The sequence below is a fragment of the Bradyrhizobium sp. DN3 genome, assembly GCF_041357655.1.
Classification (GTDB): Bacteria; Pseudomonadota; Alphaproteobacteria; order Rhizobiales; family Xanthobacteraceae; genus Bradyrhizobium.
In genome coordinates, this window is record NZ_JAULLN010000004.1 from 259,756 (window position 1) to 276,433 (window position 16,678).

Here is a 16,678-nt window from a genome sequence, read left to right on the forward strand (position 1 = left end):
CTCAAGAGTCCTTCTTATATTTCGTCCAGATCGCCGCAGCCGCCATCGACAGGCCGCGGCGGACGGCTTCATCGGCATCGATCGGCTGCACGGTGACCGACAGTGCGTCGAAAGCCAGCCGGTATAGCGTTGCAAGGCGACCCGATGCGAGCAACATGACGCCTGCTTTCGGCAGTGGACCGGAGAGCCCTGCTGCCAGCTCGACGCCGATCAACGTGCCCGACAGCGCTTCACGCGCTGCGGCCGGCGTGCCGCCGAACAAGAGCTGCCGCGACCGCGCGGTGAACAGAAGATTGGCGGCGAAAGCCGGCGCCTTGAACGCTGCAATCACCGCCGCTTTGAAGCTTGCGACATCCTCGGCATCATCGGCGCCGGCGACCGCGAGCGACAGGATGGTCTCGCGCGAGACGACGCTGAAGAGCTCGCCGGTCATGAACGTCGAAAAGTGCTCGACAATGCCATCCTTCACGCGGACCCATTTCGAATGGGTGCCGGGCATGCAGACCAGCGCCTCGCCGGCGGCATCGAGGCCGAGCGCACCGAGCAATTGCGTCTCCTCGCCGCGCATGACGTCCGGCGCGTTTGCATCGCGCTGCGCGATGCCCGGCAGGATGCGGATATCGCGCGCCTCGCCCGGCACAAGCGCGGCCTGCTTCAGGATGGCGGCAAGTGGCGCCGGCGTGTCGACATAGCCGGCCTCGACCCAACCCGTTTTGGCGCCGGCCATGCCGCACACGAGAACAGGCAGATGATCCGGAGCTTCGACCGCCGCAAGATGCGAATGCAGCACGGCGGGAAAACCGGTCTTGGCCGCAGCCAGCATGCCCTCGCCGCTGCGGCGTTCCGCCAGCACCTGGCCGGCACGATCGATCAGCCAGAGCCGGAAGCTGCTGGTGCCCCAGTCCACCGCGACATAGGCGGGTTCGGTCATCTCAATTCTCGTCCTCGTCTCACGGCCAAGACGCCGTCTCGCGACAATGAGACAGCGCCTTGCAAATCCGTCCCGGGATATCGGCTATTGCCGCCGTAAACCAGCCTTTTCTCGCGGGTCCGCGGCGTCGCCCGCGCTGGCACACCGCTTGCTGAAGCGTCCCCACTCACGTCCGCGAACCGCGCACCAAGACGCGTCAACATCAGATGAGGAAACCATGGAGATCGGTTATTTCACGATGCCTTCGCATCCGCCGGAGTGCGGCCTGAAGGAAGGGAACGACTGGGACTTGCAGGTCATGCGCTGGCTCGACGAGCTCGGCTATCAGGAAGCCTGGGTCGGCGAGCACCACACCGCGCCCTGGGAACCCAACCCGACGCCGGATCTCCTGATCGCGCAGGCGCTGATGCAGACCAAGAAGCTTCGCATCGGACCGGGCGGCTTCCTCTTGCCCTATCACCACCCGGCCGAGCTCGCCAACCGCGTCGCGATGCTGGACCATCTCTCCGAGGGCCGGCTCAATTTCGGCGTCGCGGCAAGCGGGCTGCCGAGCGACTGGGCGATGTTCAACGTCGACGGCATGAGCGGGCAGAACCGCGACATGACGCGCGAAGCGCTGGAGATCATCCTGAAGCTGTGGACTGAACCTGCGCCCTTCACCCATAAGGGCAAGTTCTGGACGGTGACCAAGCCGGACACGATGTTCGACTTCCTCAAGCCCCACATCAAGCCGCTCCAGGCGCCGCATCCGCCGATCGGCGTCGCCGGGCTCTCCAAGAATTCAGACACGTTGAAGCTCGCCGGCGAGCGCGGCTTCATTCCGATGAGCCTCAATCTCAACCCGGCCTATGTCTCGAGCCATTGGGATTCGGTCGAGATCGGCGCCGCCAAGACTGGACGCAAACCGAACCGGCAGGACTGGCGGCTGGTGCGCGAGGTGTTCGTCGCCGACACCGATGAGGAGGCCTGGAAGCTCTCGACCGGCGACATGATGGGCCGGATGATGCACGAGTACTTCCTGCCGCTGCTCGGCCATTTCGGCTTCAAGGACTATCTGAAGCACGCGCCCGACGTGCCCGACAGCGACGTCACGGTCGAATATTGCGCCAAGCGGAACTGGATCGTCGGCTCGCCCGCGACTGTCGCCGAGAAGATCGAGAAGATCTACGACGAGGTCGGCGGCTTCGGCGTGCTGCTGGTGTTCGGCTTCGACTACAAGCACAAGGCGGAAGCCTGGCACCACTCGCTGTCGCTGCTGAAGAACGAGGTGATGCCGCGCCTGGCGCATCTCGGCTCCGCGAAGAAGGCAGCTTGACCCGCAGCGGGTGCGGCGCGATCGTGCCGCACCTGCATCATTTCGGAGATTTCCGCGTGACGGTCGACGCCAAGGATTTCAAGCAGGCGATGCGCCATTGCGCCGGCGCGGTCGCGCTGGTGACGGTTGGCGCCGAGCACGGCAAGCGCACCGGACTGACCGTGACCTCGGCCTGCTCGCTCTCCGACAATCCGCCCTCGCTGATCGTCTGCGTCAACCGCAACGCCAGCGCGCATGGGCGCATCCGCGAGGAAGGCGCCTTTGCGATCAACTTCCTGCACGAGGATCACGCCCTGCTGGCGCTGACTTTCAGCGGCCAGAAAGGCGTCAACGGCGACGACCGCTTCGCATTCGGACAATGGACGCGCGGCGAGACCGGCGCGCCGGTGCTGACGGACGCGGTCGCGGCATTCGATTGCGTGCTGGCGCAGGAGTTCGAGACCAAGACGCATTCGATCTTCGTCGGCGAAGTACGCGGCGTGTCGCATGCGGCGACGGCCACGCCGCTGGTGTACTTGCGCAGCAGTTTTCATACACCCCACGAAATCCGCGAGACAGTTACAGTCGGCGACCTCGATTCGCGGCATCTGAGCTGGACGGATTTTTCGTAAGGGCGCTGCCCTCTTCCCTTCTCCCCTTGTGGGAGAAGGTGGCGTAGGCGGCCCTCGGCCGCCGTTCTTGAGAACGCCGATGCTTCGCATCGGCTATGGCGCCGGATGAGGGGTATCTATCCGCGAACACAGATATCGTAGGGTGGGCAAAGCGAAGCGTGCCCACCGCTTCTGTTGCAGAGCTGGATCGATCGTGGGCACGGCGCAAGTGCGCCTTTGCCCATCCTACGATTCCGGACTCGCGGATAGAGACCCCTCACCCGTCTCGCCGCTATCGCGGCGGGCCACCCTCTCCCACAAGGGGAGAGGGGAAGAACGCTCGACGCACGCGATTGAAAGCTACTGCGCCGTGTCGATCTTCATCGCCTTGATCTTGCGATACAGCGTGGCGCGGCTGAGTTTCAATGCGCGTGCTGCTTCCGAGACGCGGCCGCCGTGCTTGCGCAACGCGTCGACGATCGTGGCGCGCTCGGCCGCTTCGAGATTCGGCTCCGTCCTTCCGAACGGCGGCAAATCGAGATCGGCATCGGTGATGACACCGTCTTCCGCGGTGCAGCCGGCGAGCCGCAGCACATGGCGGAGCTGGCGCATGTTGCCGGGGAACGGATAGGCCACGAGATGTGACCAGGCTTCCTCCGCGAGGCGGCAGTTCGGCGCCTCCTCGCGCGCGATCTGGCGGATGACATCGTCGCGGTCGGCGCGCTCGCGCAAGGCCGGTAATCGCACCTCCATGCCGCGGAGGCGGAAATAGAGATCGGCGCGAAAGCCTCCCTCCTCGGCCATGCGGCCGAGATCGCGATGCGTGGCGCTGATCAGGCGGATGTCGACGGCGACAGGCTTGAGCGCGCCGAGCGGCCAGACCTCACGGTTTTCCAGCACGCGCAACAGGCGGGTCTGGAGCGCGACCGGCATGTCGCCGATTTCGTCCAGGAACAGCGTGCCGCCATCGGCCTGCACGATCAGGCCCTTCGAGCCCTCGCGCCGCGCGCCGGTGAAGGCCCCGGCCTCGTACCCGAACAGCTCGGCGTCGATCAGGCTTTCCGGCATCGCCGCGCAGTTCAGCGCGACATAATTGTTGCGCGCGCGGCTGCTCGCGGCGTGAATGGCGCGCGCGAACACGTCCTTGCCGACGCCGGTCTCGCCATGCAGCAGCACCGGCAGATTGTGGTCGCCGATGCGCCTCAGCCGTTTCACGCTTCTGATCAGTCCGGGGTCGCCACCGGCAAGCCGGTGCAACATGACGAAGCGATCGACCGGGCCATCGCCGCGCGGTGCAAGCGGGCGCGTCGACGACCTTGCGCGCAGCGGCGGCGCGATACGGCCCCGGCCCACGGCACGGCCGTCGGCACGACGCAGCTCGACAACATCCTCCGCGCCACGCACGCCCTCACGGTCGACCTCGATGTAGCGCGACAGATCGATGCCGGATGCGATCGTGCCATCGGTGAGGCCGAGCAGGGCGCGCGCCGAACGGCAGGCGCCGACGACGCGCCGGTCCTCGTCATAGGCGAGCAGGCCGTTGCCGCCGTCACCTCCCGGCACGTGCGCGATCCAAGCGTCACGGAAGTGATCGCGGAAGATCGCGCCTTCGATGCGGCGCGTCGCCTCCATCGTGACTGCGAGTGCAAGCTGATGCGCGGTGCGGCTGAGATCGCCGCGGCACGAGGTGATGTTCACCGCACCCGCGATGCGGCCGGTGGAATCGAACAGCGGCGCCACCGCACAGGAGAAGATACCCCATTGCTCGCGAAAATGTTCGTCGCGATGCACCAGGATCGGTTTCTCTTCCGCGAGCGCGGTGCCGAGCCCGTTGGTCCCCTCGAAGCTTTCCGAGAAATTCGAGCCGGTATAGACCCCCCAGTGCAGGAAGATGTCGGCATCGGCGGCGCCGGGCAGCCAGCTGAGCAGAGCTGTTGCGCTGGGGTCCGCCAGATTGACGCAATAGCCGGCCTCTCGCAGGACCCGCGCGAGGTTTTCGAGCTCCGGCGTCGCGAGCCTGATCAGCTGCTCCATCGGTTCGGCGGCATGCCGGATTTCGGCTTCGGTCAACGTCTGGGGCGGCCCGCGGCGGGCCGGATCGAGCTTGTGATTGACCAAGCAGCGCCGCCAGGAATTGGCAATCCGCGAAGAGGCATCGACGTCGGCCACGCGATTGGCGACGGACAAGACCCGGGCGACATGGTTCGAGGCCGAAAGGCTGGCCATCGCGGACGTCTCCACCCTGTACTATTGTGCAAAGTCTGGCACCGGAGGCGGGGAAGTCAATCGGGAACCGGGAACGCACGCGGCGCAGTCAAAATTGCTGCACCGCCCTCACCACGTATCGATGCACGGTCGCTTCTTGCCCGTCCGCGGCGGCGGCTTCGGCACCGAGCGCAAGCCCGCCATGATCCAGCGCCGCGTCTCGGCGGGGTCGATGACGTTGTCGATCTCGAACACCGAGGCGATCGAGACCGCCTTGCCGTTGGCGTAGAGCTCGGCGACCTTGTTGCGGTAGTAGGTCTCGCGCTCCTCGGGATCGGCGATCGCCTCCATCTCCTTGCGGAAGCCGAGGCGGACATAACCCTCCAGCCCCATGCCGCCGAACTCGCCGGTCGGCCAGGCCGCGGTGAAGAACGAGGCGTGGAAGCCGCCGCCGATCATCGACTGCGCACCGAGGCCATACCCCTTGCGCAGCACGATGCCGAACAGCGGCACGGTGAGGCTGGCGCCGGTCACGAACATGCGCGAGACGTGACGGACGATCGCGGTCTTCTCCGCTTCCGGCCCGACCATGAACCCAGGCGTGTCGCAAAGCGAGACGACGGGTAAGTCGAAGGCGTCGCAGAGCTGGAGGAAGCGCGCGGCCTTGTCGCCGGCATCGGCATCGATCGCACCACCGAGATGGCGCGGATTGTTGGCGATCAGGCCGAACGGCTTGCCTTCGATGCGGATCAGCACGGTGATCATGCCGACGCCATAGTCGCGGCGCAGCTCCAGCACGGAGTCCTTGTCGGCGACGAGGTCGATCACGCTGCGGATGTCGTAGACGCGAAGACGGTTCTCGGGAATCGCGCGGCGGAGCAGGCGCTGGTCGGCGGCCTGCCACTCCGTCACCGCGCCCTGGAAATAAGACAGGTATTTCTGGGCGACGGCCGTCGCCTCCTCCTCGTCCTCGACGAGGATGTCGATGACGCCGTTCGGGGACTGGAACGAGACCGGGCCGACCTCGGCGGGATGATAGACGCCGAGCCCGCCGCCCTCGATCATGGCGGGGCCGCCCATGCCGATCGAGGCGTTCTTGGTGGCGATGATGACATCGCAGCAGCCGAGCATCGCGGCATTGCCGGCGAAGCAATAGCCGGAGACGACACCGACCACGGGCACGAGGCCGGACAGCCTTGCGAACTGCACGAAGGACGGGCCGTCAAGTCCGGTCATGCCGAGCCGGTCGGTGTCGCCGGGCCGGCCCCCGCCGCCCTCGGCGTAAAACACCAAGGGCACACGCCAGTCTTCCGCCAGCGTCAGCATGCGGTCGATCTTCTTGTGGTTCATGTGGCCCTGCGTGCCCGCGAGCACGGTGTAGTCATAGGCCACAACGATGCAGCGCGCGCTCTCGGGATCGAACTTTTCGGCGTTGACGGTCGCAACGCCCATGACGAGGCCGTCGGCCGGCGTGTTCTTGATGAGGTCGTCGAGCTTGCGCCGGCGGCGCTGCGCCGCGATGGCGAGGCTGCCGTACTCCATGAACGAGCCGTCATCGACGAGCTGGGCGACGTTCTCGCGCGCGGTGCGCTGGTTGGTGTTGCGGCGGCGCTCGACCGAGGCCGGCCGGTTCGCATCGAGCGTGTTGGCCTGGCGCGCGATCAGTTCGGCAAGATCGGGACGGATGTGATCGAGATCGATGTCGGCTTCCGCCGCCGTGCTATCGGCCGCGACGTCGAGCGGCTCCAGATACAGGATCGGCTCACCATGCATCAGCGTGACGCCGTCGCCGGCAACGAGCTTCATGACGCGGCCGCCCTGTTCGGCCATGACCAGATGCTCCATCTTCATGGACTCGATCACGGCGAGCTGCTGGCCGGGGCGGACGATCTCGCCTTCCTTCACCTGGATAGTGACGATGGTTCCCTGCAAGGGCGCCGCGACCATCACCGCACCTTCAGGCACGACTTGCGCGACATGCGCCTCGGTGCCGTGAGCGCTGCTTCGCTCGGTTGCAGCAAAGTAGAGCGGCTTGGCGGCGCCATCGGCCGCTTCCACGAGCTTTGCGATGTTGCGATCGATGAAATCGGTCGCGATGTGGTTGGTCCTGAAATCGGGATGCACCAGCACGGCCTGAAGGAAGGCGATGTTGGTGACGACGCCGTCGATCCGGAACTCGCGCAGGACGCGCGAGGCTTTTGCGACCACGTCGTGCCAGGCCGCGCTCGGCGTGTGCACAATGACCTTGGCCAGCAGCGAGTCGAACGCCGCGCTGGTCTTATAGCCGGCATAGCCAAAGCTATCGACGCGGACGCCGGGCCCCGATGGCGGTTCGAACACGGCGAGGACGCCGCCGGTCGGATGCGTCGCCCCCGTTTCGTCCAGCGTCTCCATGTTGACACGAAGCTGCATGGCATGGCCGCGCGGCTTCGGAATATCCCCTTGCGCAAAGCCGATCGAAGCGAGTGTCGCACCTGCGGCGACCGCGAGCTGGGCGCGAACAAGGTCGAGGCCGAGCACTTCCTCAGTGACGGTGTGCTCGACCTGGAGCCGCGGATTGGCCTCGATGAAGGCAAAGCTGTCGTCGGCGCTGCCATCGACCAGGAACTCGAACGTGCCGAGATTGTCGTAAGAGACGGCCGCGGCGAGCTGCTTCGCCGCCTCGATGATGCGACCACGCAAAGGATCGCTCAGCGAGGGGCTCGGGGCCACCTCGACCAGCTTCTGGTGCCGGCGCTGGATGGTGCATTCGCGCTCCCAGAGGTGGGAGATCACGCCGTGGCGGTCGCCGATGATCTGCACCTCGATGTGGCGCGCCTGCCGGATCAGCCGCTCGGCGTAGACGCCGTCGAAGCCGAATGCCGCCTTCGCCTCCGACTGGCAGCGCGCATAGGCTTCCACGAGATCGGCGGCATCCTCCACGACACGCATGCCGCGTCCACCACCGCCGGCCATCGCCTTGATCACGATCGCCGCCTTGCCGCCGAGCGAGGCGAAGAACGCCGTGATCTCCTCCAGCGAGGATGGTCCGCTGGTGCCCGCGATGATCGGCACACCGCAGCGTTTTGCCAGTTGCCGTGCCGCAACCTTGTCGCCGAACAGCTCGAGCGCCGCGGGCTTCGGCCCGACGAAAGCGATGCCTGCGTCAGCGCAGGCTTTTGCGAACGCGGCGTTCTCGCTGAGGAAGCCGTAGCCGGGATGCACGGCATCGCAACCGGCGGCTTTCGCCGCCTTCACCACCGCGTCGATGTCGAGATAGGCCCGCGCACCGCGGCCGGGAATTTCGACCGCCTCGTCGGCAACTCGCACATGCAGCGACAGCGCATCGTCGGCGGGATGGATCGCAACCGTCGCGATGCCGGCATCGGCCGCGGCGCGCGCGACGCGGATGGCGATCTCGCCGCGGTTGGCGATCAGGAGCTTCTTGAACGACATGCAACGGTCTCCATGCCCGCGACGCCAGGCGCGGGTCGGCAGGTTCGATGATCCTGCTTCTTCACTTTAACCGCAGCCGTCAAGAGCGGGAAAGCCGGTCGCGATGACCGCTCCCGCAGGCCGGAATTTCGATCCGCAACGCGCGCCGCAACGAGGCGAATAATCCACGTCACGGCAGACAGATCGGCGACGATCAGGCCGCCCGAACGCCCGCAACGAAGGCGCCGACCTCGTCTTCGAGCGATTGCAGCTTCTGCGTCAGCCGGCCGCTCAATTGCAGTACGAGGCCGGCGGCCTGGCCGGTTTCGGCCGTGGCATCGGTGACGCCGGAGATGTTTTGCGAGACCTGATCGGTGCCGGACGCTGCCTCCTGCACGTTGCGCGCGATCGCCTGGGTCGCGGCGCCCTGCTCCTCGACCGCGGCGGCGATCGACGAGGAGATCTCGTTGACCTCCATGATGGTGGCACGGATGCTCTCGATGTTGCCGACGACCTCGTTGGTCTCGGCCTGGATAGCGGTGATCTGCGCGCCGATCTCGTCGGTCGCCTTCGCGGTCTGGCTCGCCAGCGATTTCACTTCGCTCGCGACCACCGCAAAGCCCTTGCCGGCTTCGCCCGCCCGCGCCGCCTCGATGGTGGCGTTGAGCGCGAGCAGATTGGTCTGCGAGGCGATCTGGTTGATGAGATCGATGACCTCGCCGATCTTATGCGCGGCCGCGGCCAGCCCCTGCACGGTGTCGTTGGTGCGCTGACCGTCGGCGGCGGCCTTGTCGGCCACGCTGGCAGCCTGCGCGACGCGCTGGCTGATTTCGGTGATCGAAGACGACAGCTCGCCGGCGGCGGAGGCGACCGTCTGCACGTTGCTCGAGGCCTGCTGGCAGGCGGTGGCGACGAAGCTCGCGCGGTCGGTCGCCTTGTTCGCGGTCTCCGACATGCCCTGCGCGGCCTGCTGCATCGCGCGCGCCTCGTTGAAGACGTCGCGCACGACGGCCTGGACGCTCGCCTCGAACTTGCCGGCAAGATCGGCCATCGCCCTGCGCTTCTCGTCGTCGGCCTTCTGCTTTAGCTCCTGCTGCTCGGCATGCATCCGGCTGACCGCCGACGCATTGTCCTTGAATACGGCGAGCGCCTTGGCGAGCCCGCCAACCTCGTCGCGGCGATCGGTGTAGGGCACGTCGAACGCGCTATCGCCGGCGGCGAGGCGCTCGGTCAGCGCGGTGATCCTGGTCAGCGGCCGGGTGACGCTTCGCCCGATCAGGAAGGAGGCGCCGAGAACCAGGATCAGCACAGCGAGGCATATATAGCCGAACGTCATCGCATTCTGGCGGAAGGCAGCGTCGACGTCGTCGAGATAGATGCCGGTGCCGATGATCCAGCCCCAGGGCGCAAAGCCCTTCACATAGGAGATTTTCCCGACCGGCTGGTCGAAACCGGGCTTCGGCCAGAGGTAGCCGTAGAAGCCCGCGCCATGCTTGTTGACGACGTCAACGAAGCCCATGAACAGCGCGTTGCCGGCGGGATCCTTCATCCCGGAAAGGTCCTTGCCGTCGAGCTCGGGCTTGATCGGGTGCATGACCATTTTGGGGGCCATGTCATTGATCCAGAAATACTCGACCTTGTCGTAGCGCAGGCTCTTGATTTCTCCCATTGCACCGGCCTGGGCCTGCTCGCGCGAGAGTTTTCCTTCGCTCTCGAGCTTCTGGTAGTGCGCCAGGATGCTGTAGCCGATATCGACCATGTGCTGCGTCTTGGCCTGGCGGTCGGCGATCATCTGCGCGCGCAGGGTCGACAGCGCGATCGGCGCCAGCGCGACCATGCCGAGGAGGCTGATGCCGACAATCAGGACCAGCTTGAAACTGATGCGGGAGAAAACCATCGGTGCTCGCAAGAATTGGAAGGGCTGATATGTCAGTTTATCCCGTTCCCCTTAGCAAAGCTTTAAGCATTGGATTCCCAGCCCCGTAGAACTGCGTGAGGATGGCGCGCCGTTCATCCGGCGGCCACCTGCGACCTCGATCCCCCGCCGTCGTGGACGTCGCTGGAGAGGGTTGGAATTCGTCGACGCCTCCCTGCATTGGAATAGTTCGAGACAAGGCCGGAGACAGGCTCTTTAGATCTAGAAGACCTCGATATCGCCCCTCCGAGCGTTGACTTGCAGAGGGCTCTGGCAGAACGATCGGCGCAGATCATCAACGCCAACCGTGGCGTGAGCGCAGCCGAACGCCGGAGCCTCAATGCATCAATCGACATACACCTGGTCCCTCGACCTTCCCGCGCTGAGCGCGGCGGAGCGGCTCTTCATCTGGGGATTTCGGGCCAAAGCACGCAGCGGAGGCGCCGTCCCGACCGCGGCCGATATCAAGCAAGTGTACGACCATTTTCGCGTCGGCGATGCCGTACCCTCGCTGGAATCCATCATCGAGATCTTCGCGTGCACGGCGCATACGGCGATCGAAGTGCACTGCCCCACCTGTCCGCGCATGTCCGACAGCGAGCACGGAATCCTGCGGGCGATTGCCGCGGCCCAGCAGGAACGCATCGACGTCGCGCGCGAGCAGTTCGAGTGCTGGCTGCCGCCGGTCGGGGCCGATTGGGCGCTGGCGCCGGTGTGCGGGCTTGCAACGATCTTCCGCATGGCGGGTCTCATCCTACCCGACCGGCACGTCCGCTCATTCGAGCATGATCGGACGATGGCCATGAAAAGCTGGTTTGTGGGCAGTCCCGCGCTGCACTGATGGGATCGTCGATGATACAGGACGCGAGCGGCTCCGTGCCAGTCCCGAAGGCGGGCCAATCGCGGCTCTGTCCGCTCCAGGCCGTACTTTCGACGCCACCAAGCGTCGAGAGCTACGATCAGTTTTCCCGCGTCGCGCTGTCGTTGTTCCGCTTCATCGGGGCGGCGTATGCGACCGGCGCATCCGATTGCTGGGAAGCAGCCTACCGCTTCGCCGACGAGACTCCTGACATTGCTGACAGCGCGTTGCTGGTGGCGCGGGCTGCCGCGCTGGTCAGGATCCTGCGCAGCGGCCGGCCATGCGAGCTGTGCTTCATGCCGCCGTCCTGCCGGCGGCTGTCGAAGGACGAGACGGAGCTGATGCGGTTGCTGGCGGTCGCCCGCCGCAAGCAACCGGGCGAGCTCGAGTCCATGGTTTGCCAGTTCGTCGGCTCCGGCAAGGAGGATGCCGCGACACGCGCGGTCAACGCGCTCGCGTTGTGCTGACACTTTGACGGGTTCTAGTCGCATCCGCAGCAGCCTTGCGGTATCAACATCGCCGTGGAGAGGCCGGAGCTCGACGCCTTCCATGAAACCTCCAGACGATCCCAGCGCGATCATCGCTGGGATCGTTGTTTCTCGCATGTCCACCCAAAGCGCGATGAGATTAGGATGAATCGTCATCGCGCTTTAGGTTGTTGTTTGAGCATGATCTTTTCGGAAAACCGCTGCGCACTTTTCCGGATCTGCTTTAGGCGCCCTTCTTGCCCAGCACGAGGTCGATCGTGTGGGCGGCGATCTTGCGCAATTGCGGCTCGTCGCCGAACGCGCGTTCGAGCACGGCGAGTCCACGCGTCATCGTGACGATGTGTAGGGCTGCGGTGGCGGGGTTGCCACTGAACTCGCCACGTTCGGCGCCGGCCAACAACGTGTCCTGGACCAGAGCAGTGATGCGCGAGACAAGGCTTGCAAAAGCTTGACGCGCCTCTTCATCCAGCCCTTCGTCTTCGGCCGCGCCGAGCTCCATCAAGCCACGCGTGGTCGGACATCCCCGCGGCGGAGAGCCCGAGCGGAAGTTGCTGATGGTCAGGTCGAAGAACGCGGTGAGGCGTTTGCGCAATGAGCCCGCGCCGAGCGCCTTTTGCAGGGCGACGAGATAATCGCCCGAATAGCGCTCATAGGCCTGGAGGAACAGCGCCTCCTTGCTGCCGAACGCATTGTAGAGGCTGCCGCGCTGGACGCCGGCGTCACGCGCGATGTCCGACAGCGACGTGCCGCGCACACCCTTGCGCCAGAACTGGTCGAACGCGATGCGCAGGACGTCGTCGTGGTCGAACTCGCGCGGTCTCAAATGGCGATCCTCCTGGACTGCCCGGTCCTGAATGAACCGGCAGTATTTGACATGATGTCAAGAACGTGCTTTTTTGACACTACGTCAAAAACAGATCGAGGTCGATCGCCAGCTTCCTCCCTGGACCGGCCCGCAAGCAGGCGGTCGCGCCGGAAAGCAAAAGTGGAATCCCGATGCCTCTGCTCCACATCTCGATGCGCGCCGGCAAGCCGGAAGCCTACCGGCAGGCGATCCTCGACGGCCTCTACCGCGCCATGCGCGAGGCGCTGAACGTGCCCGAGGGCGACCAATTCATGACCATCAGTGAGCTCGAGCCCGCGAACTTCCGCTGCGGCAACGCCTACGGCGTCCAGCGCAGCGATGACGCCGTGCTGATCCAGATCACCGTGTTCGCCTCGCGCACCGCCGAGCAGAAGACGGCGCTGTATCGCCGGATCGCGGACCTGCTCGGCGAAAATCCCGGCATCCGCCCCGAGGACGTTTTCGTGAACGTGCTCGATGCGCCCAAGGAGAACTGGTCCGTCGGAAACGGAATCGCACAATTCGCGTGAGTTTGCCGGATCTGCCGACGCCCTCTTGAGAATTGCCGGCCGGAAGGGTCTGATAGGCTGCGGAGGAAGACTCCGCCGAGCCGAACCCGGGACCTGAACGGCATGACCATGTCGATCGAGCAATTGTGGAGCTTGCCGGAAACGGCGCTGATTGGCGCCTATGCGGAGGCGCGGCGTCGCTACGCGGAGAAAAAGTTCGAGCGCGACACCCAGCGGGCACGACTCGAATGGATGCGCGCAAAGCTTTTCGTCAACACGCAAGGCAACGTGACCGAACGCAAGATGGCGGTCGACGTGTCGGAGGAACTGGCGCGCAAGGGCCAGGAGGTCCGCGAGATGACGCACAATCTCGACATGCTGAAGATCGAGGTGGACGTGATCGACACCATGATCCGGCTGCGCGGCGCGCATGGCGCGCCCCCGGTCCATGCGGACGAGACGGCCGAGAAGCCGGCTGAGCCGGAGGTTGAGTGAGATGATGGCGTTCCGGGGAAGCTGCCTCTGCGGCGAAGTCGCGTTCGAGGTCGAGGGTCCGTTTGACCGCTTCCTCAACTGCCATTGCTCGCGCTGCCGCAAGGCGACCGGGACCGCGCATTCCTGCGAGGTGATCGTGAAGGCGCAAGCACTGCGATGGCTGCGTGGTGAAGCATCCGTCGTGCGCTTCGATCTGCCCAATGCGCGAAGCTTCGCGACCGCGTTCTGCAAGATTTGCGGCAGCCCGATGCCGCACCTCACACGCAGCGGGCGCGAGGCGATCATCCATGCCGGCGCATTTGACGAGATGCTGGGTGCGACGCCCGACCGACACGTACAGTGGGCATCCCGTGCGGCATGGTATGTCCACGGGGACGGATTGCCGGTGGAGGATTGAGACGGCGCGCAGGCTTCACACCGCCGCAACGCACGCCTCCATAATTTCATCGAGCTCCGCCTTGGAGAGGACACCGAGCTCGGCGATGAAGACGATCCGCGTCCGCGCCGCGCCCGGCGTCGGCGCATCGCCCGGCGCTAGCGTGGCGCGGCCGGCGGCGAACTGAAACACCATCATGCGGCCGGGCTGCTCGACGGTCTCGAACAGGCCTTTGGCGCGCGCGAGCTTTGGCGCAAGGCGGCTAATGGCCTGCTGCAAGCGGGGCAACGAGATGGGCTGGTCCGATGTCCAGCTCAGTGTCTCGAAGCGCTCTTCCACCGGCCGTCGCGGCGCCACCTCGCGCGGCGCGGGCGCGCGATCGACATTCGCGGGAAACAGCAGCGCGGACGGAAGCTCGCCGTGGGTCGCATCGACCACCACGGCAGGGATGCGCTGGGCGCGGATCGCCGCGCGCATCCCTAGCCCCGCGCCCTCGTTAGCCAGATCCAGCTTGCTCAGCACCACGATATCGGCGACCCGCAGCTGCGACCGCTGGAGCGCATCCTCCAGGGCCGCCGGCGGCGCCGTCGCGTCCAGCACGCAGAGCACGGTTTCGAGCGGCGCTTCGCGCAGGATCACCGGGTCCATGAGATTGCGCACGATGTCGGCGGGATCGGCGACGCCGCTGGTTTCGATGACGATGTAGTCCGGCTTGGGATCACGCCGCAGCAGCGTCGAGAGCGTACGCAAGAGATCGCCTTCGAGCGAGCAGCAGATGCAGCCATTGGCGAGGCTGACCACGCCGTCGCTGGCACCGGCGATCAGCTCCGCATCGATATTGATCGCGCCGAAATCGTTGACCACGGCGGCGATGCGTCGCCCGTCCGCGTGCGCCAGCAGACGGTTCACGACCGTGGTCTTGCCCGCCCCCAGAAAGCCCGTCACCAGGAGGATGGGGACCGGCATGGATCAGCTCCCGACGACGGGCCGGCGCACGGGGCGGCCGGGCCGCGCCGCCACGTCAAGCACGCCGTCACTGATCAGCACCTGGCCGCTGACGAGCAGGTGCCGCACGCCCTCGGAGGGGCGGTTCATCGCCGTGAAGGTCGCGCGATCCGAGAGCTTCTCGTAGTCGAACACGACGATGTCGGCGTCCGCGTCCTTCGCGAGCCTGCCCTTGGCGCGCATCGCGGGCGTGCTCTGCGACAAGATCTCCGCGGGAATCAGCGCGCATTTGCGCACGCCTTCGAGCAGTGACACGGCCTTGCGCTCGCGCACCCATTCGCGGATGAACTTTGTGAAGCAGCCCGCCGAGCGCGGATGCGAGGTGGCGTCATTCGGCAACGGCCAGGCATCGCCGGTGTAGGTCGAGCCGTCGGGCAGCGTCCACGGCATCGCGTCGGACGCGATCGCGCCGCCGGGATAGAGCACCGACATGTCGAGCAGGTCGCGGTGATGCGCATTGTTCTCGGTGTCGAGGATGTGCCAGAGCACCAGCGAGGACGGCTCTTCGGCCTGCGCCTTGAGCAGCTCCTCGCGGTCGCGGAAGCGATGGCCGTCGGTGACGCGTTGGACGGAATCGTAGCCGGTGCCGTTGCGCTCGACGAATTCGGGATCGCTGAAGAAGGCGGCGGCCAGCACGGTCGATCCGGTGCCGTAAGGATAGGCCTCGACCGTGATGGGCAGGCCCTGCGCCTGCGCCTTCTCGACCAGCACGCGGCAGCGCTCGATGTCGGTCTTGCTTGACGAATTGAAATGGCAGATGTGCATGTGCGCGCCGGTGGCGCCGGCATAGCCGATCAGGCGGATATAGGCTTCCGCCGCGCTCTCAGGGTCGATGCGCGACATGAAGGCGACGTGGGTGAAGGTCGGCACGTCCTTTGCGGCGGCGAGTTGGCAGACCGCGGTCAGCTCCTGCACGCCGGCGCCAGGGGCGTAGGCGTTCAAAATGCCGATGCCGATGCCGCCTTCGTTGAGGCCGCGCGAAAGGCGCTCGAGGATGCCGGCGACCTCCGCATCGGTCGCGACGTTCTCGATCCAGCGGCGGTCGCGCATGGCATTGCCGAACGCCTCCAGCGAACTCTCCGCATTGGAGCCCGTCATCGCGCCGATGCGCGCAAACGCCCAGTTGGCGGCGGCGCCGTAGTTCAGCACCCGCCCCTTCCTGGCCTGGCGTTCATACCAGGATGCGACCGGCAGCACCCCGGCCTCGAGGTCGAGCGTCGTCGTCACGCCATCGAACGCCTGCATGCGGTCGGCCGGGAGCGACTGGCCATGTGCATGCAGATCAATGAAGCCGGGCGCGACCACGAGGCCGGTGGCGTCGATCACCCGCTCGGCGCCGCCGAGCGAGGAGCCGACCGCGGCGATCTTGCCGTCCACCACCGCCACATCGCCAACGGCATCCATGCCGCTGGCGGGATCCACCACCCGGCCGCCAGAAATCACCAAGCCGCTCATATCAAAACTCCTCCGCGCTGATATCGCATCAAGGCAGATTCCGGGGGCAACGACCACCTCCACTGCGGCCGATGCATCATGCTCACACGGAAGATCATTTGGCAGGCAGACCGCAGACGCGCGTTCGCAGCCTCGCGGCATGTTTTGCCCGAGCTGTGCTCTTCTCTTCGCACCCTCTCTAAGAAAGGGCGCAGGGAAGGCCGGGCGCCGGCTGGCACCCATAAGACCCCTGCGCTGAACGAATGCACACGCAACGCACAGGGGAGACACAGGGCAG

14 protein-coding genes are annotated in these 16,678 nt (G+C 65.8%); 7 read left to right on the forward strand and 7 right to left on the reverse strand.

The window, feature by feature from the left end:
* Window position 1 precedes the first annotated feature (1 nt).
* Window positions 2-931, reverse strand: coding sequence for a 2-dehydro-3-deoxygalactonokinase (locus tag AAE027_RS08500; RefSeq protein ID WP_370986208.1), 930 nt, complete (start codon window positions 929-931; stop codon window positions 2-4).
* 217 nt (window positions 932-1,148) lie between these two features.
* On the opposite strand from AAE027_RS08500, the gene AAE027_RS08505 reads away from it, so the two are divergent.
* Both AAE027_RS08505 and AAE027_RS08510 read left to right on the forward strand, forming a co-directional pair.
* A complete protein-coding gene (locus tag AAE027_RS08505) occupies window positions 1,149-2,246 on the forward strand; it encodes an LLM class flavin-dependent oxidoreductase (protein ID WP_128941523.1) in 1,098 nt (365 codons plus the stop codon).
* Window positions 2,247-2,302: 56 nt separating this feature from the next.
* On the forward strand, window positions 2,303-2,857 hold the full coding sequence (locus AAE027_RS08510) for a flavin reductase family protein (RefSeq protein ID WP_370986507.1): 555 nt from the start codon (window positions 2,303-2,305) through the stop codon (window positions 2,855-2,857).
* A gap of 339 nt (window positions 2,858-3,196) precedes the next feature.
* Here the strand turns inward: AAE027_RS08510 and AAE027_RS08515 are convergent, their stop codons facing one another.
* The 3 genes from AAE027_RS08515 to AAE027_RS08525 all read right to left on the reverse strand — a co-directional run bounded on the left by AAE027_RS08515 (window position 3,197) and on the right by AAE027_RS08525 (window position 10,352).
* Window positions 3,197-5,062, reverse strand: coding sequence for a sigma-54-dependent Fis family transcriptional regulator (locus tag AAE027_RS08515; protein ID WP_370986209.1), 1,866 nt, complete (start codon window positions 5,060-5,062; stop codon window positions 3,197-3,199).
* 108 nt (window positions 5,063-5,170) lie between these two features.
* Window positions 5,171-8,476, reverse strand: coding sequence for an acetyl-CoA carboxylase family protein (locus tag AAE027_RS08520; RefSeq protein WP_370986210.1), 3,306 nt, complete (start codon window positions 8,474-8,476; stop codon window positions 5,171-5,173).
* 193 nt (window positions 8,477-8,669) lie between these two features.
* Complete coding sequence (locus AAE027_RS08525) at window positions 8,670-10,352, reverse strand: methyl-accepting chemotaxis protein (protein ID WP_370986211.1); 1,683 nt, start codon at window positions 10,350-10,352, stop codon at window positions 8,670-8,672.
* Between the two features lie 358 nt (window positions 10,353-10,710).
* On the opposite strand from AAE027_RS08525, the gene AAE027_RS08530 reads away from it, so the two are divergent.
* On the forward strand, window positions 10,711-11,211 hold the full coding sequence (locus tag AAE027_RS08530) for a hypothetical protein (RefSeq protein ID WP_370986212.1): 501 nt from the start codon (window positions 10,711-10,713) through the stop codon (window positions 11,209-11,211).
* An 11-nt stretch (window positions 11,212-11,222) separates the two neighbouring features.
* Complete coding sequence (locus AAE027_RS08535) at window positions 11,223-11,696, forward strand: hypothetical protein (protein WP_370986213.1); 474 nt, start codon at window positions 11,223-11,225, stop codon at window positions 11,694-11,696.
* 244 nt (window positions 11,697-11,940) lie between these two features.
* On the opposite strand, the gene AAE027_RS08540 is transcribed toward AAE027_RS08535, so the two are convergent.
* Window positions 11,941-12,540 carry a TetR/AcrR family transcriptional regulator gene (locus AAE027_RS08540; protein WP_091881148.1) on the reverse strand — a complete coding sequence of 200 codons (600 nt, stop codon included), beginning with the start codon at window positions 12,538-12,540 and terminating at the stop codon, window positions 11,941-11,943.
* Window positions 12,541-12,713: 173 nt separating this feature from the next.
* On the opposite strand from AAE027_RS08540, the gene AAE027_RS08545 reads away from it, so the two are divergent.
* The 3 genes from AAE027_RS08545 (at window position 12,714) to AAE027_RS08555 (ending at window position 13,962) form a co-directional block, all read left to right on the forward strand.
* Window positions 12,714-13,091, forward strand: a complete 378-nt coding sequence (locus AAE027_RS08545) for a tautomerase family protein (RefSeq protein ID WP_091881150.1) — start codon at window positions 12,714-12,716, stop codon at window positions 13,089-13,091.
* 102 nt (window positions 13,092-13,193) lie between these two features.
* Window positions 13,194-13,565 (forward strand): hypothetical protein, encoded by a 372-nt coding sequence (locus tag AAE027_RS08550; protein ID WP_370986214.1) that lies wholly within the window; start codon window positions 13,194-13,196, stop codon window positions 13,563-13,565.
* Window position 13,566: 1 nt separating this feature from the next.
* The gene (locus tag AAE027_RS08555) at window positions 13,567-13,962 is read left to right on the forward strand and encodes a GFA family protein (protein ID WP_091881155.1); all 396 of its coding nucleotides are present in this window, start codon (window positions 13,567-13,569) and stop codon (window positions 13,960-13,962) included.
* 15 nt (window positions 13,963-13,977) lie between these two features.
* On the opposite strand, the gene AAE027_RS08560 is transcribed toward AAE027_RS08555, so the two are convergent.
* The gene (locus tag AAE027_RS08560) at window positions 13,978-14,907 is read right to left on the reverse strand and encodes a CobW family GTP-binding protein (RefSeq protein ID WP_370986215.1); all 930 of its coding nucleotides are present in this window, start codon (window positions 14,905-14,907) and stop codon (window positions 13,978-13,980) included.
* Between the two features lie 3 nt (window positions 14,908-14,910).
* The gene (locus AAE027_RS08565; RefSeq protein WP_370986216.1) at window positions 14,911-16,401 is read right to left on the reverse strand and encodes an amidohydrolase family protein; all 1,491 of its coding nucleotides are present in this window, start codon (window positions 16,399-16,401) and stop codon (window positions 14,911-14,913) included.
* Window positions 16,402-16,678 lie beyond the last annotated feature (277 nt).